The organism is Pantoea sp. CTOTU46764 (assembly GCF_031974595.1).
In the GTDB taxonomy this organism is placed as follows: Bacteria; Pseudomonadota; Gammaproteobacteria; order Enterobacterales; family Enterobacteriaceae; genus Pantoea; species Pantoea trifolii.
In genome coordinates this window covers 2,026-26,906 of the sequence record NZ_DALYOQ010000072.1, presented here as the reverse complement: position 1 = coordinate 26,906, position 24,881 = coordinate 2,026, and the positions used below count along the sequence as shown (strand labels likewise).

Annotated in this window: 19 protein-coding genes and 1 pseudogene; 9 read left to right on the top strand and 11 right to left on the bottom strand. The window is 55.8% G+C overall.

All coding sequences use genetic code 11. The features are described from left to right. The 3 genes and pseudogenes from RTM06_RS18995 to tpx form a co-directional block, all read right to left on the bottom strand. Nucleotides 1-670: pseudogene (locus RTM06_RS18995) on the bottom strand (family 31 glucosidase); the annotation flags it as partial. Continuing rightward, complete coding sequence (locus RTM06_RS18990) at nucleotides 667-2,046, bottom strand: glycoside-pentoside-hexuronide (GPH):cation symporter (protein ID WP_312184273.1); 1,380 nt, start codon at nucleotides 2,044-2,046, stop codon at nucleotides 667-669. The pseudogene RTM06_RS18995 and the gene RTM06_RS18990, both read right to left, overlap by 4 nt. Nucleotides 2,047-2,331: 285 nt before the next feature. Continuing rightward, complete coding sequence (gene tpx / locus RTM06_RS18985; RefSeq protein ID WP_312184271.1) at nucleotides 2,332-2,844, bottom strand: thiol peroxidase; 513 nt, start codon at nucleotides 2,842-2,844, stop codon at nucleotides 2,332-2,334. A 154-nt stretch (nucleotides 2,845-2,998) separates the two neighbouring features. Here tpx and ycjG point away from each other — a divergent pair, with 154 nt between their 5' ends. Then, on the top strand, nucleotides 2,999-3,985 hold the full coding sequence (gene ycjG, locus RTM06_RS18980; RefSeq protein WP_265298116.1) for an L-Ala-D/L-Glu epimerase: 987 nt from the start codon (nucleotides 2,999-3,001) through the stop codon (nucleotides 3,983-3,985). Here the strand turns inward: ycjG and mpaA are convergent. After that, nucleotides 3,954-4,667 (bottom strand): murein tripeptide amidase MpaA, encoded by a 714-nt coding sequence (gene mpaA, locus RTM06_RS18975; RefSeq protein WP_265298118.1) that lies wholly within the window; start codon nucleotides 4,665-4,667, stop codon nucleotides 3,954-3,956. The genes ycjG and mpaA overlap by 32 nt on opposite strands. Before the next feature lie 210 nt (nucleotides 4,668-4,877). Here mpaA and RTM06_RS18970 point away from each other — a divergent pair, with 210 nt between their 5' ends. Together RTM06_RS18970 and zntB are read left to right on the top strand one after the other, a co-directional pair. Then, nucleotides 4,878-6,497, top strand: coding sequence for a peptide ABC transporter substrate-binding protein (locus RTM06_RS18970; protein ID WP_312184268.1), 1,620 nt, complete (start codon nucleotides 4,878-4,880; stop codon nucleotides 6,495-6,497). Nucleotides 6,498-6,618: 121 nt separating this feature from the next. After that, the gene (gene zntB, locus RTM06_RS18965; RefSeq protein WP_256696524.1) at nucleotides 6,619-7,602 is read left to right on the top strand and encodes a zinc transporter ZntB; all 984 of its coding nucleotides are present in this window, start codon (nucleotides 6,619-6,621) and stop codon (nucleotides 7,600-7,602) included. Nucleotides 7,603-8,055: 453 nt separating this feature from the next. Here the strand turns inward: zntB and ttcA are convergent, their stop codons facing one another. The 3 genes from ttcA to RTM06_RS18950 all read right to left on the bottom strand — a co-directional run bounded on the left by ttcA (nucleotide 8,056) and on the right by RTM06_RS18950 (nucleotide 12,972). Further along, the gene (gene ttcA, locus RTM06_RS18960) at nucleotides 8,056-8,991 is read right to left on the bottom strand and encodes a tRNA 2-thiocytidine(32) synthetase TtcA (RefSeq protein ID WP_008106443.1); all 936 of its coding nucleotides are present in this window, start codon (nucleotides 8,989-8,991) and stop codon (nucleotides 8,056-8,058) included. 195 nt (nucleotides 8,992-9,186) lie between these two features. Next, nucleotides 9,187-12,177: a 2-oxoacid:acceptor oxidoreductase family protein gene (locus RTM06_RS18955; protein ID WP_312184266.1), complete on the bottom strand. Its 2,991-nt coding sequence runs from the start codon at nucleotides 12,175-12,177 to the stop codon at nucleotides 9,187-9,189. 138 nt (nucleotides 12,178-12,315) lie between these two features. Next, nucleotides 12,316-12,972, bottom strand: a complete 657-nt coding sequence (locus RTM06_RS18950; RefSeq protein WP_008106437.1) for an MgtC/SapB family protein — start codon at nucleotides 12,970-12,972, stop codon at nucleotides 12,316-12,318. A gap of 189 nt (nucleotides 12,973-13,161) precedes the next feature. On the opposite strand from RTM06_RS18950, the gene RTM06_RS18945 reads away from it, so the two are divergent. Beyond that, a complete protein-coding gene (locus RTM06_RS18945; RefSeq protein WP_061718809.1) occupies nucleotides 13,162-13,434 on the top strand; it encodes a DUF333 domain-containing protein in 273 nt (90 codons plus the stop codon). A gap of 16 nt (nucleotides 13,435-13,450) precedes the next feature. Here RTM06_RS18945 and RTM06_RS18940 read toward each other — a convergent pair whose 3' ends face one another. Next, on the bottom strand, nucleotides 13,451-14,443 hold the full coding sequence (locus RTM06_RS18940) for a 2-hydroxyacid dehydrogenase (protein ID WP_293796977.1): 993 nt from the start codon (nucleotides 14,441-14,443) through the stop codon (nucleotides 13,451-13,453). Between the two features lie 171 nt (nucleotides 14,444-14,614). Here RTM06_RS18940 and RTM06_RS18935 point away from each other — a divergent pair, with 171 nt between their 5' ends. Genes RTM06_RS18935 through RTM06_RS18920 form a run of 4 tightly spaced genes read left to right on the top strand, consistent with a single transcriptional unit; the run spans nucleotide 14,615 to nucleotide 19,101 of the window. Beyond that, nucleotides 14,615-17,233, top strand: a complete 2,619-nt coding sequence (locus RTM06_RS18935; RefSeq protein WP_312184263.1) for a YdbH family protein — start codon at nucleotides 14,615-14,617, stop codon at nucleotides 17,231-17,233. Then, nucleotides 17,230-17,418, top strand: coding sequence for a YnbE family lipoprotein (locus RTM06_RS18930; RefSeq protein WP_312184262.1), 189 nt, complete (start codon nucleotides 17,230-17,232; stop codon nucleotides 17,416-17,418). The genes RTM06_RS18935 and RTM06_RS18930 overlap by 4 nt, the downstream gene beginning before the upstream one ends. A gap of 11 nt (nucleotides 17,419-17,429) precedes the next feature. Beyond that, complete coding sequence (locus tag RTM06_RS18925; RefSeq protein ID WP_008106428.1) at nucleotides 17,430-17,750, top strand: YdbL family protein; 321 nt, start codon at nucleotides 17,430-17,432, stop codon at nucleotides 17,748-17,750. Nucleotides 17,751-17,787: 37 nt separating this feature from the next. Continuing rightward, entirely contained in the window at nucleotides 17,788-19,101 is a 1,314-nt protein-coding gene (locus RTM06_RS18920) for an MFS transporter (RefSeq protein WP_312184260.1), read from the top strand. A 5-nt stretch (nucleotides 19,102-19,106) separates the two neighbouring features. Here the strand turns inward: RTM06_RS18920 and RTM06_RS18915 are convergent, their stop codons facing one another. The 3 genes from RTM06_RS18915 to RTM06_RS18905 form a co-directional block, all read right to left on the bottom strand. Next, entirely contained in the window at nucleotides 19,107-19,766 is a 660-nt protein-coding gene (locus tag RTM06_RS18915; RefSeq protein WP_312184258.1) for an NAD(P)H-binding protein, read from the bottom strand. A gap of 47 nt (nucleotides 19,767-19,813) precedes the next feature. Beyond that, nucleotides 19,814-20,515: a GNAT family N-acetyltransferase gene (locus RTM06_RS18910; protein ID WP_409455817.1), complete on the bottom strand. Its 702-nt coding sequence runs from the start codon at nucleotides 20,513-20,515 to the stop codon at nucleotides 19,814-19,816. A gap of 145 nt (nucleotides 20,516-20,660) precedes the next feature. Continuing rightward, nucleotides 20,661-21,260: an FMN-dependent NADH-azoreductase gene (locus RTM06_RS18905; protein ID WP_222182197.1), complete on the bottom strand. Its 600-nt coding sequence runs from the start codon at nucleotides 21,258-21,260 to the stop codon at nucleotides 20,661-20,663. 230 nt (nucleotides 21,261-21,490) lie between these two features. On the opposite strand from RTM06_RS18905, the gene hrpA reads away from it, so the two are divergent. Further along, on the top strand, nucleotides 21,491-24,881 hold a 3,391-nt coding region (hrpA, locus tag RTM06_RS18900; RefSeq protein WP_312184251.1), incomplete at its 3' end, for an ATP-dependent RNA helicase HrpA.

Here is a 24,881-nt window from a genome sequence, read left to right as displayed (position 1 = left end):
GTGTGTCGCCTGCGGTAATCCAGTAATCCATCTGATCGGTTACTTCGGCCTGCCAGCGTGTGCCGTTTTTACCAAAAGTCACTTCGCCGATGGCCGGGTTATGCCACAGCAAACCGTAGCCGAGATTGGATACCATAAACGGCACGCTGGCCTGCGAGTTACGTTGCGCAAGCTCCAGCGTGCAGCCTTTCAAATCGAGACAATCCTGCTGATACTGGCCCATGCCATAAATTTTCTCCTCCGCTCGCGCCTCAAAGCGCACGCTGAGCTGATATTTCCCTCCCGGAATCGGTCGAAAGGCGCGCGCATCCAGCTTCAGCGCGCTGATGTATTTGTCCTGACTCTTTTCGCTGGCGCCGATGCCCACGGTGCTGCGCTGACGCCAGAACTCTTCCAGCAGCAGTTCTCCGTACTGATTGTAAAAAGCCAGTTGGCCGCGAATATTCAACGTGGCGGTGATATTCCCGTTGCGCAGGCTGAGGGATTCATGCTCCTGCTTGATCTCCACCTCGCAAGCCGCAGGCGATAACAACGCCCAGTCATGGTCGATCAGTTCAGGCTGACAGGTGGCTCGTACTCGCAGGCTATGCGCGCCCCAGGGTTCGATAACCAGGGTCTGACGGTCAAATGTCCAGATAATACGCTGCGATTCGGCGCGTAATTCACTCATGACAACTCCTGTGGTTGTAAAAGGGTGGAAGCCGTTGCAGCCGGTTGGGCTGACACTTTGTTCTGATTGATGGTGCGCATGGTGACATCGTTAAGTTTGTAGCCGCGCATCGCCAATGCGCTTAACAGCGACAGCAGGCCGGGAACCACCGAAAACAGCGCGACGATGGCCATCATGGCGGCGGGTTGCTGATGCGGTGCCTGAGCAACGTAACCGCTCAGACCCAGCGTCCAGCCGACAATTGCGCCGCTGACCGCCATGCCCATTTTCAATACGGCGAGCAGCGTGGAGAAGACGGTGCCATCGAGGCGCTTGCCCTGACGATATTCACCGTAATCCACCACGTCAGCCATCATCACCCACATCAGCGTGGTCGTGACCTGATAGAAGCTCGAGACGATGAACGTCATGCCGACTAACAGCGCCAGCGATCCCGGCAGGAACACGATACTGATACTCAACACGCCGGCAGTGATGGCGCTGAGGGTAAAGGCGGTGATCTTGTTTAGGCGCCGCGTTAGCAGTTTTGCCAGCACGCTACCAACGCTCTTGCCGATGATATGCGCTGCCAGCAGCCACATGAAGAGGCTGGCATTACCCAGAAAATAGGTGACGTAGTACATCATCGCGCCGAGTCTAACCACGCCGAACGAGATATTGCAGAACACCAGCAATGCGACCACGCGCCACTGATCGTTACGCAGTAAATCGCGTAAATCGGCGAGAAAGTTGCCGTGGTTGGCGGGCGCATTGATACGTTCGCGGGTGTTGAGGAAGCAGATAAAGAACAGCAAGGTTGCCAGCGTCGCCATAATCGACATCGCCGCGAAGTAACCGTCCAGTTTGTTACCGCCGCCCAGCCAGGTGGCGAGGGGGATCATCAGGAAAGTGGACATTGCGCCGCCCAGCGTGGCCAGGAAGAAACGCCATGATTGCAGGGAGATGCGCTGATTATCATCGGCAGTGATAATCGCCCCCATCGAGCAGTAAGGAATATTGATGGCGGTATACATCAGCATCATCAGGCTGTAAGTCACGGCGGCGTAAATCATCTTTCCGGTGAGCGACAGGCTTTCCGGCACCGCATAAATCAGCATACAACTGACGCCGAACGGTACCGCGAGCATCAATAGCCAGGGACGGAATTTGCCCCAGCGTGAACGGGTTCGGTCAGCCACCATCCCCATCGCCGGATCGATCACCGCATCGGCGACGCGCGCCAGTAAAAACAGCGTGCCGACAAAGATCGCGGGCAGGCCCACCACATCGGTGTAGTAAAAGGTGAGAAAAATAATAACGTTATCAATGGCGATATGGCTGGCCATATCGCCGAGGCCGTAACTGAACTTTTCTTTAATGGATAAGCTTGCTTGCATAAAGATTCCCGCCTGTCTTTGAATCGCTTAAGGGCAATTGACGGTTAGTTATAGGTAGCGAAGCGGACGGGAACAATTGCGGGATCTGTTACGGGTTTTATGTTTTTTGATTAATGTGATACGGGTAACAAGAATCACAGTAAAAATGCATCAATGCAGGACGAAGTGCTACGTATCACGATAAATCAATGGGTTGAATAGGGATCTGAGTTGAAGGCGGGCATAAAAAAGCACCGAAGAATTAATCATTCGGTGCTTCTGTTTCGCCTTAACAGCGGACTAACGTTACTTCAGCGCAGCCAGCGCAGCCAGCGCCGCATCGTAGTTTGGCTCTTCGGTGATTTCATTCACCAGCTCGCTGTAAATCACTTTATCGTTTTCATCCAGCACCACCACGGCACGCGCGGTCAGGCCTTTCAGCGGGCCATCCGCAATCGCCACGCCATAGTTTTCTTTGAACTCAGCGCCACGCAGAGAAGAGAGCGTGATCACGTTGTTGACGTTCTCAGCGCCACAGAAGCGTGACTGAGCAAAAGGCAGGTCGGAAGAGATGCACAGCACGACCGTGTTATCTGCTTCACCTGAGCGCTCGTTAAACTTGCGCACCGATGCCGCACACACGCCAGTATCAATGCTTGGGAAAATGTTCAGAACTTTGCGTTTGCCTGCATAATTAGCCAGGGATACGTCAGCAAGATCTTTGGCGACCAGGCTGAAAGGTTTAGCTTGCTCGCCAACTTGTGGGAACTGGCCTGCAACCGGCACCGGATTGCCCTGAAAGTGAACAGTCTGAGACATGCGATTTCCTTTTTTAACGATGAAATATCTGACTTTTGGAACGTCAGAACAGGTATAGCGCTTGTTTATGACATAATTTTTAAGGGTTTACGAGCGCATTTCCTGGCGATAATCGAGCCGGCTCGCATTTAAGCGACGGATTTAAGGAGAAATAATGAGAACAGTGAAGAGTTATCCGGAAGCCTGGCCGTTACATTCGCCGTTTGTTATTTCACGCGGCAGTCGCACTGAGGCGCATGTTGTGGTGGTGGAGATCGAGCAGGATGGCGTTAAAGGCGTCGGTGAAGCGACGCCGTACGCGCGCTACGGTGAAAGCGAGGCGTCGGTGCTCAAGCAGATCGCCTCGCAGCTGAGTGCGTTGCAAAGCGGGATGACGCGTGAAGCGCTGCAACAGGCGTTACCGGCGGGCGCGGCACGTAACGCCATCGACTGCGCACTGTGGGATTTAGCGCGACAGCAGCAGGGCAAAAGCCTGGTGCAATTGTGCGCTGTGCAACTGGCCGACGAGATTGTTACCGCGCACACCATCAGCATCGACACGCCTGATGCGATGGCCAGCAGCGCGCAGGCGTTGTGGCAACATGGCGCGCGTTTATTGAAGATCAAAATGGACGATCACCTAATTAGCGAACGTTTAGTGGCGATACGCAGCGCGGTACCGGACGCGACTTTGATTGTCGATGCCAACGAATCCTGGCATGCCGAAGGCCTGGCGGCACGCTGTCAGCTGCTGGCCGATCTCAATGTCGCGATGCTGGAACAGCCGCTGCCGGCCGCAGAAGACAGCGCGCTGGGCAACTTTATCCATCCGCTGCCAATCTGCGCCGATGAAAGCTGCCACACGCGTGAAAGCCTGCCGCAGCTGAAAGGGCGCTATGAGATGGTGAATATCAAGCTGGATAAAACCGGTGGATTAACCGAAGCGTTAGCGCTGGCAGAGGCGGCGCAGCAACAGGGATTCGCCATTATGCTCGGCTGCATGCTCTGCACCTCACGGGCGATTCGTGCGGCATTACCGCTGACGGCGCGCGCGACGTTCGCGGATCTTGACGGTCCAACCTGGCTTGCGGCCGATGTTGAACCGTCGCTGCACTTCTCTCACGGCGTACTTAAGCCGCTGGCTGCCAGCGCAGCAGATTGATCATCGCTTCCAGATAGACTTCGGTGGCTTCGTCCACCGAAATCGGCGGCATCTCGGCAGTAATGCATAACAGGCCGAGATCGTCACACCAGCTACCAAACGAACCCGGCGTGGCATAACCCACGCTACTCACCACCGGCAGCGCGGTCTGCTGCGCCAGCCACTTTGCTAAATCGCTGTGGTGCGGATCGTCAATGCAGGCCAGCGGTTCATGCCACGAAACCACCCAGCGCGGTTTAATCTGATGAATGAGCTGGCACAGCGCGCGGGTTTCCGGTTCGGAAGAGGGACCTGATCCGGTTGAAAGCACCACATCACGTTCATCCGCTTCACTGTTCCAGCGATATACCGTGTCGCCATGCTGCCAGTTAGCGGCGGGGAAGTTACGGTTGAGATCGACGCCGTTGGCGTTGGCGCGCAACCCCAACTGACAACCATCGGGATTGACCGCCAGAACAACGTGATGACGCCGCAGCGCCTCCGGTAAGGTACGCATCGCACCGGATAATGTGGCAATCGCGGCATTCTCATCGCCGTGCGTGCCAGCGATAATCAGCCCGCTTTCGGCATCGGCGGCGGGTGCCGGAAACCACAGCAGTGGCGCGCCCAGAACCGATTGCCCGTATTGTTGCCAGACAGCGTCCAGCTTGCCGCGTAGCGGACGTGGATGGTATGACGACATGACGTTCCTCTCTGAAATGCTTCCAACACCGCCAAAAGCCTTATGGCGTTCAAGGTAAAAAATGTGACCGGGAATCCAGCCTCAACATAACGGTAAATAGCCTGCGGGGAAATAGCTATATATCAATCAGCAATTTGCGATAAAGTGCCAAGCGTTGCTGGCGACACAATCTCTTCGCGGTCGCCATTTTTTTCGCGTAAAGGAGTGGTGATGAAACTAACGTTCCGCAAGACGCTGACTGCGTTAATTGTAGCCAGTGCAGTCTCACCCGCATTCGCCGCCATTGTGCCGTCGGGCGCACAGCTGGCCAGCACCCAGGAAATCGTTCGCCATATTAAAGATGAACCCGCTTCACTCGATCCGATGAAGGCGGTTGGCCTGCCGGAAATTCAGGTGATGCGCGATCTGTTTGAAGGGCTGACCAACCAGGATGCCCACGGAAAGATCGTTCCGGGCGTGGCGCAAAGCTGGAGCAGCAACGACAACAAAACCTGGATCTTCACCCTGCGGAAAGATGCGCGCTGGTCAAATGGCGAGCCAGTGACCGCGCAGGATTTTGTCTATAGCTGGCAACGTTTAGTTGAGCCGAAGAACAGTTCGCCGTTTGCCTGGTTTGCCGCCTTAAGCGGCATTGAAAACGCCGAAGCAATCACCAAAGGACAGATGAGCGCCGATAATCTCGGGGTGACGGCGACCGATGCGAACCATCTTAAGGTGACGTTGTCACGCCCTGTGCCGTGGTTCCCGAGTATGGTTGCTAATGCAGCGATGTATCCGGTATCGCAGAAAGTGATTGAAAAAGAGGGTGATAGCTGGACGTCACCGGGCAAGCTGGTCGGCAATGGCGCTTATCAGCTTCAGGATCGCGTAGTAAACGAAAAAATCGTGCTGGTGCGCAACGCCAACTATTGGGATGACATAAAATCGGTGCTGACCAAAGTCACCTTTATCCCGATTAATGAAGAGTCCAGCGCCACTAAGCGCTATCGCGCCAATGATATCGATATCACCGAATCCTTCCCGAAAAACATGTACGCGCTGCTGAAGAAAGAGTTGCCGGGCCAGGTGTATACCCCGGATCAGCTTGGCACCTATTACTACGCCTTCAATACCGAGAAAGGGCCAACCGCCGATGTACGCGTGCGTAAAGCGCTGTCTTGGAGCATCGATCGTCGCATTATCGCGGAGAAGGTTTTGGGCACCGGTGAGAAACCGGCCTGGCACTTTACACCGGACGTTACCGCCGGTTTCACCCCGATGAAAAGCTATCTGCAGCAACATAGCCAACAGGAGCTGAACGCGCAGGCCAAAGCGTTGCTGACGGCGGCAGGTTATGGACCCGGCAAACCGCTGCATTTGACGCTGCTCTACAACACCTCAGAAAGCCATCAAAAAATCGCTATCGCGGTGGCTTCAATGTGGAAGAAGAATCTCGGCGTGGATGTCACGTTGCAAAATCAGGAGTGGAAAACCTATATCGACAGCCGTAACAGCGGCAATTTCGATGTGATCCGCGCCTCGTGGATCGGCGATTATAATGAGCCGTCAACCTTCCTAAGCCTGCTGACCTCGACGCACAGCGGCAATATCGCGCGTTTCCGCAGTGCCGATTACGATGCGGTGATCACCAAAGCCAGCACCGAAACCAGCGTGGCGGCGCGTAACACCGATTACAACAAAGCCGAGCAAATCATCGCCGATCAGGCTCCGATCGCACCGATCTACCAATATACCAATGGCCGCTTAATCAAGCCGTGGGTGAAAGGTTATCCAATCACCAATCCAGAAGACGTGGCGTACAGCCGCGAGCTGTGGATTGAGAAACATTAATCCCGCCCATCCGCAGGCGGTGATTGTGACCGCCTGTCATCTTTGCTCACAGCCTGATGATTGCAACTGGTCTGCGCCACGCTAGACTGTATCGTATTGATTTTGATAGTGAGGCGAGTGCGTGAACGTCATTGAAGGAAAAGCTTTACAAGTATCCGATGCCATTGTGTCCTGTCAGCTGGACGGCGCAGGCGGCATGATCCCCATCGAAGATAAAGACGTCATCAACTGCGAACGTCCCTGCTGGTTGCACCTCAATTACACCCAACGGCAAAGTGCGGAATGGCTGCAAAACACGCCACTGATCCCCGATTCTGTGCGTGACGCGCTGGCGGGCGACAGCATGCGTCCGCGCGTCACGCGCCTTGGCGACGGCTTCATGATTGTGCTGCGTAGCGTGAACCACAATGCTGATTCGCGTCCGGATCAACTGGTGGCAATGCGCGTGTTTATCAACGATAAGCTGATTGTCTCGACGCGCCGTCGCAAGGTGTACGCCATTGATGCCGTGCTGACCGATCTGCAAAACGGTAATGGTCCGGTTGACGGCGGCAGCTGGCTGGTGGATGTGTGCGATGCGTTAACCGATCACGCCAGTGAATTTATCGAAGAGATGCACGATAAAATTATCGAACTGGAAGATGCGTTAATGAATCAGGAAGTACCTGCGCGCGGCGATTTGGCGCTGCTGCGTAAACAGCTGATTGTGATGCGTCGTTATATGGCACCGCAGCGCGATGTCTACGCGCGGCTGGCCATCGAGAAGATGGCGTGGATGAACGATGACGATCGCCGCCGCATGCAAGAGGTCGCCGATCGTCTGGGCCGTGGACTGGACGATCTCAATGCGGGCGTGGCGCGAACCTCGATTCTGGCAGATGAAGTGGCGTCAATCCTTGCGGAATCGATGAACCGTCGCACTTATACCATGTCGTTGATGGCGATGATCTTCCTGCCAGCCACCTTCCTCACCGGTTTATTCGGCGTCAACCTCGGCGGCATTCCTGGCGGCAATTGGGCGCTGGGTTTCACCGCCTTCTGCGTGCTGCTGCTGGTGATGGTGGGCGGTGTGGCGATATGGCTGAAACGGCGGAAATGGTTGTAAGGCAGAAAAGCGGATTAAACCTGATCGATATCAATATCCCACCAGGACAATCGGGGCAAACTCTTTCCCGCAGGTGAATGCAACGTCAAGCGATGGGCGTTGCGCTCCATATTGTCTTACTTCCTTTTTTGAATTACTGCATAGCACATTTGATTCGTACGACGCCGGCCTATCCGCCGGCTTTTTTTTGCCCGCTTGGCTTGAATACGCATCCTTTCCTATGCTTAAAGGACATTCAGCGACAAGGAGAAGGGCATGCAAGCGATCATTGCCAGCGAACCAATTCCTACCGATCCACCACCGATTCCCGAACCGATTCCACAACCGCAGCCGATACCACCCGCACAACCTCCGTACGATCCCGAATTTCCACCGATACAGGATCCACCACCGCACCGCTAATAAAAAAGGCGCGTAGCCGAAGCGACGCGCCTTATTTAACAGCAAAACCGGTTATTTAATTTCCAGCACATCAAGACGTACGCTGAGATTGGGCGCGTCGTCCTCTTCTGGCTGCCAGCCCGCAGGCTGCACCGGCAAGCTTTCGCGATCAAACGCCAAATCACCACCATCTACCACGGCATCACCGTGTTTGATGCCTTTGAAATCGAACAGATTGATGTCGGCCATATGTGATGGCACCACATTCTGCATCGCGGTAAACATGGTTTCGATACGGCCTGGATAACGTTTATCCCAGTCGCGCAGCATATCGGCAACCACCTGACGTTGCAGATTCGGCTGCGAACCGCACAGGTTGCACGGAATGATCGGGAACTGGCGCGCTTCGGCAAAACGAATGATGTCTTTCTCGCGGCAATAAGCCAGCGGGCGAATCACGATATGTTTACCGTCGTCGCTCATCAGTTTGGGTGGCATGCCTTTCATCTTGCCGCCGTAGAACATGTTTAAGAACATGGTCTGCAGGATATCGTCGCGATGGTGACCTAAGGCGATCTTAGTACAACCCAACTCGGTGGCGGTGCGATACAGAATACCGCGGCGCAGACGTGAACAGAGCGAGCAGGTGGTTTTGCCTTCAGGAATTTTATCTTTAACGATGGAATAGGTGTCTTCGTTAACGATGTGATACTCAACGCCCTGTTGTTCCAGATAGGCCGGCAGAATATGCTCCGGGAAACCGGGCTGTTTCTGGTCGAGATTCACCGCCACCAGCGAGAAGTTCACCGGCGCGCTCTGCTGCAAATTACGCAGGATTTCCAGCATGGTGTAGCTGTCTTTACCACCAGACAGACAAACCATGATGCGATCGCCTTCTTCAATCATGTTGAAGTCAGCAATGGCTTCGCCCACGTTGCGACGTAAACGCTTCTGCAGTTTATTGAGGTTGTACTGTTCTTTTTTTGTTACTTCTTGATTTTCTGACATTATTTTCACGCTTGAGAGTGAAGGCGAGGGCCGTTAGCGGCTGAAGCAATCTTCAGCGGCAATAAACCCTATAAACATGACTGCGTATGGTACGGATTGCGGGCGCGAATGCTAGCCTGAAGTGATCTCTTTTCTGATGATAGCGTCATTGCACGATTAGAGTAACACCCGGTGCAGGGCACCGGGCTTTTTCATTTACTCGCTTTTCTCCATTTTCCCTGCTAACTCCGCCAGCCGCTGATAACGCTGACTGGCGGCTTCCGTTGCATCGCGCCACAACTGCGACGCTTCTTCAGGCCGCTGGGTTTGCAACTGGCGGAAACGCTGCTCGTTCATTAATGCCTGTTCCAGTTCGGAGGTCGGCGGACGCGAATCCAGCGCCAGCGCGGCTTTGCCTTGCTCGGCGCGTCGTGGATCAAAGCGATACAGCGGCCAGAATCCGCTGGTGGTCAGCAGGCGCATCTGCTCGTGGCTGTAGGCAAGATCATAGCCATGTTCTTCACACGGGCTGTAAGCGATGATCAGCGACGGTCCCGGCCAGGCTTCCGCTTCCTGAATCGCTTTCACGGTTTGATTGAGCTGCGCGCCCAGTGAAATCTGCGCTACATACACATGCCCATACAGCAGCGTCGACATGCCGAGATCCTTCCGCGCCTTGCGTTTGCCTTGTTCACCAAACTTGGTCACTGCGCCGAGCGGCGTCGCTTTTGATGCCTGTCCGCCGGTATTCGAGTAGCACTGCGTATCCAGCACCAACACGTTGACGTTCTCGCTCAGGCTCATCACGTGATCGAGGCCGCCGTAACCAATGTCGTACGCCCAGCCATCGCCACCAATCAGCCAGACCGATTTCTCTACCAGTGCATCGGCCGCCTCATGTAAGGCTTTGGCTTCCGGCTGCGATGACGCAGCGAGCAGGGCGCGCAGCTGTTCGATTTGCTCGCGTCGTTGCGATGTGGTGACGTTGTCACCTTTTAGTGCGTCAACCAATTCCGCCGGTAACTGCGCCGAGCATTGATTCAGTAATCTGAGCGCGCGCTGTTTCTGCTGATCGACGCTCAAGCGGAAGCCCAAACCAAATTCGGCGTTATCTTCAAACAGCGAATTCGCCCACGCTGGGCCGCGGCCTTCGGCATTGGTGGTGTATGGCGTGGAAGGCAGATTGCCGCCGTAAATGGAGGAGCAGCCGGTGGCATTGGCAATCAGCAGGCGATCGCCATACAGCTGCGTCAGCAGTTTGATATAGGGTGTTTCACCGCAGCCCGAACAGGCACCGGAATATTCAAACAGCGGCGTGATCAGCTGCGAGGTGCGGATATCAATACGTTCCAGCTGCTCGGCGGTGATCTCAGGCAGCGCTTGCCAGTTGCGCTGCACCAGCTCTTCACCTTTGCTGCTGTAGCTGCGCGCAATGGCGTTTTGCAGTTCAGTTAACGCGCTATCGCCCGGCAAAATCTGGGTCAGCTGGAAAAAGGCCATCTGCATCACGGTGTTGATGCGCGTGCCCAGCTGGCATTCGCGGGCGATACGCGCCGCGTTGATCACATAGAATCGCGCCTGTTTATCGTTGAGTTGGCTCTGCACTTCCTGCGGCAGGCGCGACCACACGTCCTCAGCGCTGTAGGGCGTATTGAGCAGAAAAATTCCGCCCGGTTTAAGCTGATCGAGCATCGAATACTTGTCGATAAACTGCAGCTGATGGCAACCAATGAAGTCAGCTTGCTGAATCAGATAGGCGGATTGAATCGGATACTCACTGACGCGCAGATGGGAAACTGTCAGGCCGCCAGCTTTCTTCGAGTCGTAGACGAAATAACCCTGCACGTGCCACGGCGTGGCATTGCCAATTATCTTCAGGTTGTTTTTGCTGGCGCTGGCGCTGGCGCTGGCGCTGACGCTGCCGTCGCTGCCCAAACCATAAAACAGCGCTTCGAGCCGCGCGCGATTCGGTACGATATTAGCTTCCATCGGTAGCGAAAGATGGGTGACGTCGTCGTAAATGCCGACGGTAAAACGCGCTGGCGGTTGATCGCGCTGCAAGGCGCGGAACACTGCCAGCACCGCATCGGATGCGAACTCTTTCGACGACAAACCATAGCGACCGCCAATCACCTTCGGCAGCGATGCGCGCTCGCCACGGCTGTAGGCTTCAGCCAGCGCGGTTATCACATCCAGGAACAGCGGTTCGCCGAGCGCGCCGGGCTCCTTGGTGCGATCGAGCACCGCAATGCGTTGGGCGGAAGCGGGGATCTTTTGCAGCAAATGCGCCGCCGAAAACGGGCGATAAAGGCGCACTTTCACCAGCCCGACTTTCTCGCCGCGCTGCAGCATCACATCAATCGCCTCTTCGGCGGTGCCGCAGCCGGAGCCCATCATCACAATCACGCGTTCAGCCTGTGGATGGCCGTAAAACTCAAATGGCTGATAATGGCGGCCGGTATTTACGCCAAACGCGTTCATTGCGTCTTCTACATGCTGGGTGCAATCGTCGTACCAGCGGTTAGTGGCTTCACGTGACTGGAAATTGGTATCAGGATTGGCGGATGTCCCGCGAATCGTCGGGCGATCCGGCGTTAACGCGCGGGCACGATGGGCATTAATCGCCTCGGCGGGCATCAGCGTCTGCAAGGTTTCATCGCTGATCGGCACGATCTTGTTGATCTCATGCGAGGTGCGGAAGCCATCGAAGAAGTGGATAAAAGGGATGCGGCTATTCAGTGAGGCGATTTGTGCAATCAGGGCAAAATCCTGCGCTTCCTGCACGCTGGAGGCGCAGAGTTGCGCACAGCCGGTTTGACGCACCGCCATGACATCGGAGTGATCGCCAAAAATCGACAGCGCGTGCGTTGCCACGGTACGCGCCGCGACGTGCAGAACAAACGGCGTCAGCTGGCCCGCCAGTTTGTAGAGTGTCGGGATCATCAACAGCAATCCCTGCGAAGAGGTGAATGTAGTAGAGAGTGCGCCGGTTTGCAGCGCGCCGTGCACGGTGGCGATCGCGCCGCCTTCCGATTGCATCTCAACCACGCGCGGCACATCGCCCCAGATATTCCGGCGGCCTTCGCCTGACCAGCTATCCGCCAGCTCGGCCATGGTCGAGCTGGGCGTGATGGGATAAATGGCAATCACTTCGCTGGTGCGGAAGGCGACCGAAGCCACTGCACCGTTACCGTCGACGGTAATCATAAATCGTCCTTTGCTACGCTGAGAAACCCGTAAAGTTTACGGGGGTTATCAGTTCAGTTTAGCAAAGGGCTTTGACGCGACTTTTTTGTCTGTGTGCTTGCGAGATGGCAGCGCACCGGAATCTAACTTTGATGATTTTTACATCATCTCCAGCGACTGAACGCCTTTGATTTCCATCACTTTGTCATAGATGTTGTGCATTGGTGTGCGTCGTGACAATGTCACCTCTACGCTTAATTCGCACAGGCCAATTTCTTCATCACGGTTCACCACGGCGATATGGCCGTAGCGCACATTCTCACGTTGCAGCACCAGTAACACCAGCGGCACGCTTTTCGGTTTGAGATGCACCAGCAACGTATGATGACGGCCAATCAGCCAGTGACTGATGCGACGGAACGTCTCCAGCACCACCAGCGCCAGCACGGTGCCGTAAATGCCGATTTCATACATGCCACTACCGATCACCAGACCAATCGCCGCAGTAACCCATAAACCGGCGGCGGTGGTGAGACCTTTCACCACTTGCTTCTGAATAATGATGGTACCGGCGCCGAGAAAGCCCATGCCGCTCACCACTTGCGCCGCAATACGGCTGGGATCGAGCGCCACATGATCGCTGACTAACATGTCGGCAAAGCCATATTTCGATACCAGCATAAACATCGCGCTGCCGATACCAACCAGAATATGGGTGCGCAAACCGGCTTCTTTGGCGCGCAATTGCCTTTCCAGGCCGATCAGTCCGCCGAGAATCCCGGCCAGCGCGATGCGGATCAGCATATCCGTCAACATCGATCTCTCCTTAGTGGTTGATAAATTAACAATCCGCCGGGTGAAAAGGGCGGAAATATCTCAATCAGGATAATTCTGCTTGTAAACAATGAAATTAAATTTTGTAAAAAGCTGTGTCGCCTATCGATCCCTCAGCGCACCTGACATATTCTGGTGCGACTTTTTCGCTCAATCCCCGGAGCCCCATCGATGAAAGCCGCTCTCTTCCTGCTGGCTGGCGCCACCTTGTTACTTTCTGCCTGCAGCAGCAACAGTGACAACGAACCGCCGCAACAAGCTACTGCCGCCCACGTACAACCGCGCGTTGTGATGTCATCAATGGCTGAAGTGAATTGTAGTAATGCCGGGGGATCGCTGGCGTTTTCGCGTCAGTTAGACGGTTCACGCATCGGAATGTGTCAGTTGGCTAATGGTCGTCGCTGTGACGAACAGGCGCTGATGGGTGGAAGCTGCGCCCGCTAACGCAGGCGCAGAAGGATTAAGCAGTGACCTGATTCGGGCTGGTTTCGCCGCGCTCCAGCTGCTGCAAGTTGCTGAGGGTGGTTTCTGAAATTGCTGTCAGGGCTTCAGCGGTCAGGAAAGCCTGATGGCCGGTGAACAGTACGTTGTGGCAGGCCGAGAGACGACGGAACACATCATCCTGAATCACGTCATTCGATTTGTCTTCAAAGAACAGATCGCGCTCGTTTTCATACACATCCATCCCCAACGAACCAATCTTCTGCTGCTTAAGCGCGTCAATGGCTGCCTGTGAATCAATCAAACCGCCGCGGCTGGTGTTGATGATCATCACACCATCTTTCATTTGGCTGAACGCCTGCGCGTTAAGCAGATGGTGATTTTCCGGCGTAAGCGGACAGTGCAGCGTAATCACATCGGCTTCAGCGAACAGCGTTTTGAGATCAACATACTCCGCACCCAGCTCCAGCGCCGCCTGGCTTGGATAGGGATCGAATGCCAACAGGCGCATGCCAAATCCTTTGAGGATTCGCATCGCCGCGATACCAATCTTGCCGGTCCCAACCACGCCCGCAGTTTTGTTGTGCATGTTGAAGCCGGTTAAACCATCCAGCGAGAAGTTGGCATCGCGCGTGCGTTGATAAGCGCGATGAATGCGACGATTCAGCGTCATCATCAGGCCAACCGCATGCTCGGCCACCGCTTCCGGTGAATACGCCGGGACGCGCACCACGTTTAAGCTCAGCGCTTTCGCCGCCGCGAGATCGACGTTATTGAAACCGGCACAGCGCAGCGCAATGTGCTTCACGCCCAGCGCCGCCAACTCTTCCAGCACCGTTTTGCTGGCATCATCGTTGACGAAAATACACACCGCATCACAGCCCGCGGCGTTTTTCGCCGTCGCCGGTGTCAGCAGGAAGTCAAAAAACTGCAGCTCAAATCCAAAGCCCTCATTGACGTGTTCAAGGTATTTCTGGTCGTAATGCTTGGTGCTGTAAACCGCAACTTTCATTGTTTCGCTCCTGAAAAATGCAACGTCGGTATCACAACAGGATAACGTTTTCCGCGTCATTTTGCTGTTCTTCAGCCAGACTATGTCGCTAACACCTTCATTTGCCGGACGTAACATGCCATCATTTGGCTCCTCGTCAGGATTGTGTAAAGAACAGGAACGTTAACTGCCATGACGCGTGGCCTTCGCCGAACACTTGCTGCGCTGCTGGCGCTGATACTGCTGCTATTGGGATTGCTGCTGACGCTGACGCAATGGTTGCCGCGTCTGGCCGGTATCTGGTTGCCCGAAAATACCCGCGTGGAACTCAACGGCACGCCGCGCTGGCAGCAAGGTGCGCTGCATTTCCCGGCGGTGCGTTATCTGGCGGGCGATTGTGAACTGGCAAACGTCAGCGATGCGGCGCTGGGCTGGCAGCAAAAGCGCTGGCAACTCAGCGCGTATGACGTGCAACTTAACAGCGACTGTCTGCAATCGCTGCCGCACAGCGAAGCCAGCGGTGCGCCGCGCAGTCTGGCCGACTGGCAGAACATGTTGCCTGGCGCCGATGTGCATCTGCAAAAAATCACCATTCTGCCGTGGCAGCAATATGCCGGTCGTTTCGATCTCACCTTAGATAAAGAGGTGCAGCAGCTGCATTATCAGGGCGACAACCTCAATGTGGATGCGCGTTTGCAAGGCCAGTTGCTGCAGATTGCCCAGCTGCAACTCAGTCATCCTCTGCTCCCCAAACCGCTCAATCTGCATGGCGATGTCACTTTGCCAACCTTTGCAGATGGCTTGCCAGTGGCGGGCGAACTCAGTGCTGACCTCAATGTTGTGCAGTGGCCGCAGCCGTTAGCACTGACGCTCAACTGGCAGCAACAGCAAGGCACATTGACGGTGAAACAGCAGGATGACGATCAGCCGCTGCTGCAGCTACCGTGGCAGGTCGACGAGCGGCAGATTCGCATTACGCAAGGTCAATGGCGCTGGCCGCAGGCCGATCAGCCGCTATCGGGCGGCATGGCCGTGACGCTGGAAAACTGGCAGCAAGGAATGGAAAACACGCTGGTCAGCGGGCGATTCAACCTGCTGACGCAAGGGCGCGGCGGCAAAGGCAATCTGGTTTTAAGCGTTGGCCCCGGCAAGCTGAGCATGGTTGACAGCGCCTTGCCGTTCCAGTTGACCGGCGAAAGCAAATTCGCCGATCTGCAGCTATTTGGCAGCATGCCCGGCTTGCTGCATGGCGTGTTGACCGATCCGCAGTTGAGCCTGAAAAAGGGTGCGCTGCTGCGTTTGCGCGGTCGCTTGCTCTCAACGCTGGAAGTAGACGAAGCGCGCTGGCCGTTGGCGGGCGTGACGGTGGCGTCGCGTGGCATCAATGGCCGCCTGCAGGCGATCCTCAAGGCACACGATCCCAGTTTTGGTCGTTTCAGGTTGCATCTTGATGGACGCGCCAGCGATTTCTGGCCGGACAGCGGCGTGTGGAACTGGCGTTATTGGGGGGACGGTCAGATCGAGCCGCTCTCTGCCAAATGGGACGTGAAGGGCACCGGCAGTTGGCAGGACACCTTGATCAGCCTCGACACCCTGAATACCGGTTTCGATCAGCTGGCGTACGGCATGGTGCAAGTGGCTAAACCGCGCCTGACGCTCAACGCGCCGGTGCGCTGGCAGCGTGATCCGGATCATCCGGCGTTTAACGGCGGCTTCACGCTGAAGTCGGGTCAAACTCAATTCAATTATGGCGGCTGGCTGCCGCCATCAGAACTCAATTTTGAAGCCAAAGGCCGCGATCCCAGCCAGTTTATCTGGCGCGGTCAGCTGACGGCGCAGGATATTGGCCCGGTGCGCGTACATGGCCGCTGGGACGGCGAACGTCTGCGTGGCGAAGCATGGTGGCCAGCGCAGTCGTTGACGGTGTTCCAGCCGCTGCTCAGCAGCGATTTAAAAATGCGTATTCAGTCGGGTGAACTGCGCGCGCAGGTGGCATTCTCGGCCGCCAGCGAGCAGGGCTTTGAAGCGGGCGGTCACTGGACGGTGAAAAACGGCAGCCTGTGGATGCCGGACAGTGAAATCAACGGTATCGATTTCTCGCTGCCGTTCCGCCTGAAGGATCATCAATGGCAGCTTGGACGGCGCGGTCCGGTTTCACTGCGGATCGCCGAAGTGAAAAATCAGTTCTCGCTGCAAAACATCACCGCTGATTTGCAAGGTCACTATCCGTGGCAGGAGCGCCAGCCGTTAACGCTCAGCAACGTCAACCTTGATCTGTTAGGCGGTCACGTTAGCATGCCCGAGCTGCGTATGCCGCAGCATGAAGCGGCGCGCGTCTCGCTGAAAGAGATCAATCTCAGCAAGCTGGTTAGCGCGATTAAACCCAAGCAGTTTGCCATGTCTGGCAAGGTTAATGGCGAGTTGCCGCTGTGGGTGAACAATCCGCAATGGCTGATTGAAAAGGGCTGGATCGCCAATAGCGGCCCGCTGACCTTCCGGCTGGATAAAGACATGGCGGATGCCATTGTCAGCAATAACTTTGCGGCCGGAGCAGCACTGGATTGGCTGCGCTATATGGAGATCTCGCGTTCATGGGCCACTATCGATCTGGATAACTTCGGCAATCTGATCATGCAGTCGGAAGTGAAAGGCGTCAGCCAGTTCAGCAACCGCCGTCAGACCGTCAATCTGAACTACCGGCATCAGGAAAATCTGTTCCAGCTGTGGCGCAGCCTGCGCTTTGGCGATAATTTGCAATCCTGGGTGGAGCAAAATGCCACCTTACCCTCGAAGAAGGATCCCCAACCATGAGCCTCAGGGCATTACTGATGCTGGCAGTCTGGCTGCCGCTGATCGGCTGCGTGCCGCGCATTGAAGTTGCGGCGCCGAAAGAGCCAATCACCATCAATATGAACGTCAAAATTGAGCATGAGATTCACATCAAGGTGGATAAAGATGTGGAAGCGCTGCTGAAGAATCAGAGCGGACTGTTTTGAGGAGAAGCATGATGAAACGCAAGGGGATCGCGCTGCTTGCAGCGCTGCTGCTGATGCCTTCTGCCTGGGCGCTCACGCTGGATGAGGCGCGTCAACAAGGGCGCGTGGGCGAAACGCTCAGCGGCTATGTAGCGGCGCGTCAACAGGATGAAGAAACGCTGGCGCTGGTCAAACGCATCAACGATGGCCGCCTGCAGCAATATCAGCGTGTGGCACAGCAAAATAATTTGAGTGCCAGCGAAGTGGCGCGTATTGCCGGCGAGAAGCTGGTGAATCGCGCGGGTAGCGGCGAGTATGTGCGCGGTATCAATGGACAGTGGCTGCGTAAATAAGGTTTATCAGCGGATAATTCTTTTCTGGGAGCGTTAAATGCTAATGCCTCAAACTACAACGGATGCACAGAAGCGCGCCTTAATCGCCGGTTCAGTGGGCAATTTCATTGAATGGTACGAGTTTGCGGTGTATGGCTTCCTCGCGACGGTGATCGCGCAGAACTTCTTTCGCCTGCAGGGTGAAGCCGAGCTCACCGGCATTATTCTGACCTACGCCTCCTTCGCCATCGCCTTTTTCTTCCGTCCGCTGGGCGCGATATTTTTTGGCCGCATGGGCGATCGTATTGGGCGCAAGCCTACGCTGATTTTTGTCTTGATCATGATGACGCTGGTGACGACTGCGATCGGCGTTATTCCCACCTATGCCAGCATTGGCGTGGCGGCGCCGCTGATCATCACCGGGCTGCGCATTTTGCAGGGCTTGTTTGCCGGAGGTGAATACGGCGGTGCGGTGTCACTGATGACGGAATTTGCCCCCAAAGGGCAGCGTGGGCGTTACGGTGCCTGGCAGTCATTTACCGTGGCATTGGGCCTGCTGGCGGGTGCTGGCATTGTCGCGTTGCTGTCGGCGGTGCTGAGTGCAGACCAGATGCACAGTTGGGGCTGGCGCGTTCCTTTCTTCCTCGCCTTGCCGATGGGGATGGTGGCGCTGTGGCTGCGCTACAGCATGGAAGAAACGCCCAGTTTTGTGCGTCAGCAACAAACGCAAAACGCGCAACAACCGGCAGCGGTGAGCGCCAGTTTTGGCACAACGATTAGGATTATTTTGCTGGCGATCAGCCGCGTGATGGTGTGGTCAGCGGCGGGTTATACCTATCTGGTGATCATGCCAACCTATCTGCAATCTTCGCTGCACACCGGCTTCAACCAGGCGCTGTTGATTGCGGTGATTTCCAACCTAGGGTTTGCTGCGACCATTATCCCAGCTGGCATTCTTAGCGATAAAATTGGACGCCGCAGCGTAATGGTTCTCGCGGCATGCTTGTTGCTGGTGCTGGCATTACCGTTACTGAACGTGTTGCAGGCCGACTCTTCAACGCTGCTGGTCAAGGCGCTGGTGGTGTTTGTTGCGGGTGGCATTGTCGGGTTGCTGGCAGGACCAGGCCCGGCAATGTTAGCTGAAATGTTCCCCACGCGCGTTCGCTATACCGGGCTGGGCCTGGCTTATTCACTCTCTAACGCGGTTTTTTCAGGGTGTGCCGGATTGATCATCACCTCCCTGATTAAGCAAACGGGGAATCTCGATATCCCCGCCTGGTACATCATGGTGACGGCTGCGATCAGTATTCCGGCGCTGATGACGCTGAATAAAAAAGACCACCTGCGCTCACTGGATGAAGCCGAAAGTTGAAGGCGCTAGCGTGATGCCAATGGTTTAATCGCGTCGTGCACCGGCATTTCTCCGCTGGTCAACTCAATGATCACGCGGCTGACAGCCGGTTGTGCGATGAGTTCAGCCAGCGTCGCCGCCACGTCATCGCGAGGAATATCGCCATACGGGATGGCCAAACCAGCACGCACCTTGCCATGGCCTTTCTCATCCGTCAGCGTGCCGGGGCGTAAAATCACCCAATCCAGATCGCTTTGCGCCAGCTCCACATCGGCTGCTTTCTTCACGCGCATGTAGTTTTCAAAGGTGGCGGAGAGGTTTTTATTTCTGCCCGCTTCGGGAAACGCCGAGACCAGCAAGAAGCGTGAAATGCCAGCCTGTTGCGCGGCAGCAACGGTGGTGGTTAATCCTTTGCCATCAATGGCGTTCGTCATCTCTTCACCGCCTTTGCCACCGGCACCAGCGGTAAACACCACCACATCGCTGCCCGTCATCAACGCGGCGAGGGATTTAGCGTCGAGCGCGGCTAAATCGCCATTAACCGGCTCAGCACCCAGTTCACGCAAAGGCTGCTCCTGTTCCGCTTTGCGAAACAGCGGGCGCGCGACGTGCCCGTTTGCGGCCAGCAGTGATGCCAGACGACGGCCAATGTTGCCTGCGCCGCCGATAATAAATACGTTGGACATGAGTACCTCTGCAATTTGTTGATAAAAGCAAGTCAGTATAGACAACGTCAATCCGCCGGGAAAAAGCTGCGCAGCTTTTGCCTTTCGCGCCCGTGCTGATCCATATTCTCCGCCGCCAGCCAGTGGCCTAACGCCTGCTGAATCGCTGGCCATTCGCTATCAATGATCGATAACCAATCGGTATCGCGATTGCGCTGTTTGCGCGTCATCGCCTGACGAAAACGGCCTTCAAAGGTAAAGCCGATACGCTCTGCTGCGCGTCGTGAAGCCAGATTCAGGGAATCACAACGCCACGCCACGCGGCGATAACCAAGCGTGAAAGCCTGCTGCAACAGCAGATATATTGCTTCACTGCCCAACACGTTGCGCTGCATCAGCGGCGACCAGGTGACATGACCAATCTCAATCGCGCCATTCTGCATCTCGATATTGGCGAAACAGACCGCGCCAACCGCTTGCTGCTTAACCTGATCAATCACCGCATAACTGATTAATCCACTGTCGCCGATTTTGTTGGCGGCCCAGTCGGTCATTTCGGCTAACGATTGCGGCTGCGATGCGCCGAGCCAGGTCCAGTCGCGATCGTCGGCTGCCAGTGAAAAGGCGGCAAACAGGGCGGGGGCGTGGCTGAGTTGAAGCGGTGTGAGATGGCAAAAACGACCAGTGAGAATGACGGCGGGCGGGAAGGTGGCGGGCTGCCAGTCGGGTAACGCAAAACCGATGGGTTGACCGTATTGATTGTGGTGTATCACTTCATCTCCTTTTGCTGGGCTGAAACCGACCTTCAGGGGCTGGCAAAGAAGTGCAGTATGTAGCTTTAAGCGCTTAGAAAACAACAGCAAAAAAAATGCCCGTCAGATAAGCCTGACGGGCATGCATCATAGTGAAAAATGATTACGCAGCAACAATTTGCTTGATGGCGTCTTTTGCATCGTTAGCCGCTTTGGTCGCCACTTCTGGACCATAAGCGATGCCTTCGGCGAACACAAAGTCCACGTCAGTGATACCGATGAAGCCGAGGAACAGTTTCACGTATGGCGTCAGCAGATCGCTGGCCGTATCTTTGTGGATGCCGCCACGGCTGGAGAGAATCACCGCACGTTTGCCGGTTACCAGACCTTCCGGGCCTGCTTCGGTGTAACGGAAAGTCACGCCAGCGCGGGCAATCAGGTCGAAGTAGTTTTTCAACTGAGTTGGGATGTTAAAGTTGTACATTGGCGCGGCGATAACCACGGTGTCATGGGCTTGCAGTTCAGCAATCAGCTCATCGGAGAGAGACAGCGCTTCCTGCTGGCGCGGAGAGAGCGGTGCGTCAGATGGACGCAGTGCACCAACCAGCTCACCATCCAGCACCGGAATCGGCTGCGCGGCTAAATCACGCACGGTAACCGAATCACCTTTAGCGCGTGCTTCGTCAGCGTAGAAGTCAGCCAGTTGATTTGACTGAGAGTAACCAGCGAGGATGCTTGATTTCAGAACTAAAACTTTGCTCATGGTATTTTCCTGTGCGTTACGCGGTTGGCTTACCGCTCAATGCTTTACACTGTACGGAGTTAGCCCGCGAGGTAAAAGCGCAATATTTCGAGATCTATGTTCGAAATAATTGAATAACCTCGCACGTCCCGTTCAGGCAGGTGTTCCAAATTGTGCTATGATGCCGACCATTAATTGCTTGAATCCGCCGGGAAACCCTCTGCCCGCTGCAACAACAGGTACGCATCGCTATGTCATCATCCGACTCTTCACCTTTAGCCTCCCTTTGGCCGCGGCTCGATAATCTGACGCTGCGCGACAGTCAACGTCTGCGGCGTCGATTGCTGGGCGCTGCCAAGGTGAAAAATCCTGCGGCGCAGCAGGGCATTGTGGCTGAACTGGAGCCGGAATTTGTCGCGGCGGAGCAGCGCCTTGCGCAGCGCACGGCGGCGACACCACGCATCACTTTCCCGGACAACCTGCCGGTCAGTCAGAAGCAGCAAGACATTGCCGATGCGATCAGTCAGCATCAGGTGGTGATCGTCGCGGGGGAAACCGGATCGGGTAAAACCACGCAGCTGCCGAAAATCTGCCTGGCGCTGGGACGCGGAGTAAAAGGGCTGATTGGTCACACGCAGCCGCGTCGTCTGGCGGCGCGCACCGTGGCGAACCGCATTGCCGATGAGCTGGAAACCTCGCTTGGCGGCACCATAGGTTACAAGGTGCGCTTCAACGATCAGGTGAGCGAAACCACCCAGGTTAAGCTGATGACCGACGGTATCCTGCTGGCGGAAATCCAGCAGGATCGCCTGTTGCTGCAGTACGACACCATCATTATCGATGAAGCGCACGAACGCAGCCTGAATATCGATTTCCTGCTTGGTTATCTGCGCGAACTGTTGCCACGTCGTCCCGACTTAAAAGTCATCATTACGTCAGCCACCATCGATCCGCAGCGCTTCTCACGCCATTTCCACAATGCGCCGGTGATTGAAGTGTCCGGGCGTACTTATCCGGTGGAAGTGCGTTATCGCCCGATGGTAGAGGACGCTGACGACACCGATCGCGATCAGCTGCAGGCGATTTTTGATGCGGTCGATGAGCTGGGACAAGAGAGTCGCGGCGACATTCTGATCTTTATGAGCGGCGAGCGCGAAATCCGCGATACCGCCGATGCGCTGATGAAGCGTGATATTGCGCACACCGAGATTCTGCCGCTGTATGCGCGCCTGTCGAACGCCGAGCAAAACCGCGTTTTCCAGTCGCACAGCGGACGCCGCATCGTGCTGGCAACCAACGTAGCAGAAACCTCGCTGACCGTGCCTGGCATCAAATACGTTATCGATCCCGGCACCGCGCGTATCAGCCGCTACAGCTTCCGCACCAAAGTGCAGCGCCTGCCGATTGAGCCGATTTCGCAGGCGTCCGCCAATCAACGTAAAGGGCGCTGCGGGCGCGTTTCGGAAGGTATCTGTATTCGCCTCTATTCCGAGGACGATTTCCTCAGCCGCCCGGAATTTACCGATCCCGAAATTCTGCGTACAAACCTTGCCTCGGTGATTCTGCAGATGACCGCGCTGGGGCTAGGCGATATTGCTGCCTTCCCGTTTGTCGAAGCGCCGGACAAGCGCAATATTCAGGATGGCGTGCGCCTGCTGGAAGAGCTTGGTGCCATCACGCTGAGTGAAGATGAAACCTACAAGCTGACGCCTTCGGGTCGCCAGCTCGCCCAGCTGCCGGTCGATCCGCGTATGGCGCGCATGGTGCTGGAAGCGCAAAAATTTGGCTGCGTGCGCGAAGCGATGATCATCACTGCTGCGCTATCGATTCAGGATCCACGCGAGCGTCCCGCTGATAAAAAGCAGGCATCTGACGAAAAACATCGTCGTTTTGAGGATAAAGAGTCCGATTTTCTCGCCTTCGTGAATCTGTGGAATTACCTGCAGGAGCAGCAAAAAGCGCTCTCCAGCAATCACTTCCGCCGCTTGTGTAAAACCGAATTTCTTAACTATCTGCGCGTGCGTGAATGGCAGGATATCTACACCCAGTTACGTCAGGTGGTGCGGGAACAAGGTATGCCGGTCAACAGCGAACCTGCGCCGTATCGTGAAGTACACTGCGCTTTGCTTACCGGCTTGCTGTCGCACATTGGCCAGAAAGATAACGACAAGCAGGAATTTACCGGCGCTCGCAACGCGCGCTTCTCCATCTTCCCCGGTTCCGGCCTGTTTAAGAAGCCGCCGAAGTGGACCATGGTGGCGGAGCTGGTGGAAACCAGCCGTTTGTGGGGCCGCGTTGCCGCGCGCATCGATCCGGAATGGATCGAACCGCTGGCGCAGCATCTGATTAAACGCAGCTACAGCGAACCGCACTGGGAAAAAGCGCAGGGCGCGGTGATGGCGACGGAAAAATTGACGCTGTACGGCCTGGCGATTGTGCAGGCGCGTAAGGTCAATTACAGCCGCATCGATCCTCAGCTGAGCCGCGAGCTGTTTATCCGTCATGCGCTGGTGGAGGGCGATTGGCAGACGCGTCACGCGTTCTTCCGCAACAACCTGAAACTGCGTAACGAAATTGAAGATCTGGAACACAAATCGCGTCGTCGCGACATTCTGGTCGATGACGAAACGCTGTTCGCTTTCTACGATCGCCGCATCGGCAGCGATGTGGTCTCAGCGCGCCATTTCGATGCGTGGTGGAAGCAGGCCAGTAAAGAGAATCCGGATCTGCTGAGTTTTGATAAGCAGATGCTGATCAAAGATGGCGCGGACAAAGTCAGCCAGCTCGATTACCCCAACTTCTGGCATCAGGGTAACCTGAAACTCAAGCTGAGCTATCAGTTTGAACCGGGCGCGGATGCCGATGGCGTAACGGTGCATATTCCGCTGCCGCTGCTGAATCAAATCGAAGAGACCGGTTTCGAGTGGCAAATTCCTGGCGTGCGTCGCGAACTGGTCATCGCGCTGATCAAATCGCTGCCCAAGCCAGTGCGCCGCAATCTGGTGCCCGCGCCGAACTACGCCGAAGCGTTTCTCGGACGCGTTACCGCGCTGGAGCTGCCGTTAGTGGATGCGCTGGAGCGCGAATTCCGCCGTATGACCGGCGTCACCATTGACCGTGAAGCCTGGCAGTGGGATCAGGTGCCCGATCACCTGAAAATGACTTTCCGCGTGGTCGACGAGCACAACCGTAAGCTGCAGGAAGGCAAAAATCTTCATCAGCTGCGGCTGCGGCTGAAAGGCAAAGTGCAGGAAACGCTGTCGAAAGTGGCAGACGATGGCCTCGAGCAGAGTGGTTTGCACATCTGGAGCTTTGGCGATTTGCCGCAAAGCTACGAGCAGAAGCGCGGCAGCTATCAGGTCAAAGCCTGGCCGGCGCTGGTGGATGAAAAGGACAGCGTAGCGATTCGGCTGTTCGATAACGAAGTGGAACAGCAGAAAATGATGTGGCGCGGCCAGCGCCGCCTGCTGCTGCTCAACATTCCGTCGCCGACCAAGTATCTGCACGAGAAGCTGCCAAACAAAGCCAAACTCGGTTTGTACTTCAATCCGTACGGCAAAGTGCTGGAACTGATCGATGACTGCATCGCCTGCGGCGTGGATAAGCTGATGGCGGATGCCGGCGGTCCGGCATGGCAACAGG

Coding starts and splice junctions, on each gene's coding strand:
- RTM06_RS18950 (WP_008106437.1), bottom strand. CDS start 12,972: ATGTTGACGGATATGCTGATCCGCATCGCGCTGGCCGGGATTCTCGGC.
- RTM06_RS18930 (WP_312184262.1), top strand. CDS start 17,230: ATGAGCCTCAGGGCATTACTGATGCTGGCAGTCTGGCTGCCGCTGATC.
- RTM06_RS18925 (WP_008106428.1), top strand. CDS start 17,430: ATGAAACGCAAGGGGATCGCGCTGCTTGCAGCGCTGCTGCTGATGCCT.
- RTM06_RS18935 (WP_312184263.1), top strand. CDS start 14,615: ATGACGCGTGGCCTTCGCCGAACACTTGCTGCGCTGCTGGCGCTGATA.
- tpx (WP_312184271.1), bottom strand. CDS start 2,844: ATGTCTCAGACTGTTCACTTTCAGGGCAATCCGGTGCCGGTTGCAGGC.
- mpaA (WP_265298118.1), bottom strand. CDS start 4,667: ATGTCGTCATACCATCCACGTCCGCTACGCGGCAAGCTGGACGCTGTC.
- RTM06_RS18970 (WP_312184268.1), top strand. CDS start 4,878: ATGAAACTAACGTTCCGCAAGACGCTGACTGCGTTAATTGTAGCCAGT.
- RTM06_RS18915 (WP_312184258.1), bottom strand. CDS start 19,766: ATGTCCAACGTATTTATTATCGGCGGCGCAGGCAACATTGGCCGTCGT.
- RTM06_RS18990 (WP_312184273.1), bottom strand. CDS start 2,046: ATGCAAGCAAGCTTATCCATTAAAGAAAAGTTCAGTTACGGCCTCGGC.
- RTM06_RS18920 (WP_312184260.1), top strand. CDS start 17,788: ATGCTAATGCCTCAAACTACAACGGATGCACAGAAGCGCGCCTTAATC.
- ycjG (WP_265298116.1), top strand. CDS start 2,999: ATGAGAACAGTGAAGAGTTATCCGGAAGCCTGGCCGTTACATTCGCCG.
- RTM06_RS18940 (WP_293796977.1), bottom strand. CDS start 14,443: ATGAAAGTTGCGGTTTACAGCACCAAGCATTACGACCAGAAATACCTT.
- RTM06_RS18905 (WP_222182197.1), bottom strand. CDS start 21,260: ATGAGCAAAGTTTTAGTTCTGAAATCAAGCATCCTCGCTGGTTACTCT.
- RTM06_RS18955 (WP_312184266.1), bottom strand. CDS start 12,177: ATGATTACCGTCGACGGTAACGGTGCAGTGGCTTCGGTCGCCTTCCGC.
- ttcA (WP_008106443.1), bottom strand. CDS start 8,991: ATGTCAGAAAATCAAGAAGTAACAAAAAAAGAACAGTACAACCTCAAT.
- RTM06_RS18945 (WP_061718809.1), top strand. CDS start 13,162: ATGAAAGCCGCTCTCTTCCTGCTGGCTGGCGCCACCTTGTTACTTTCT.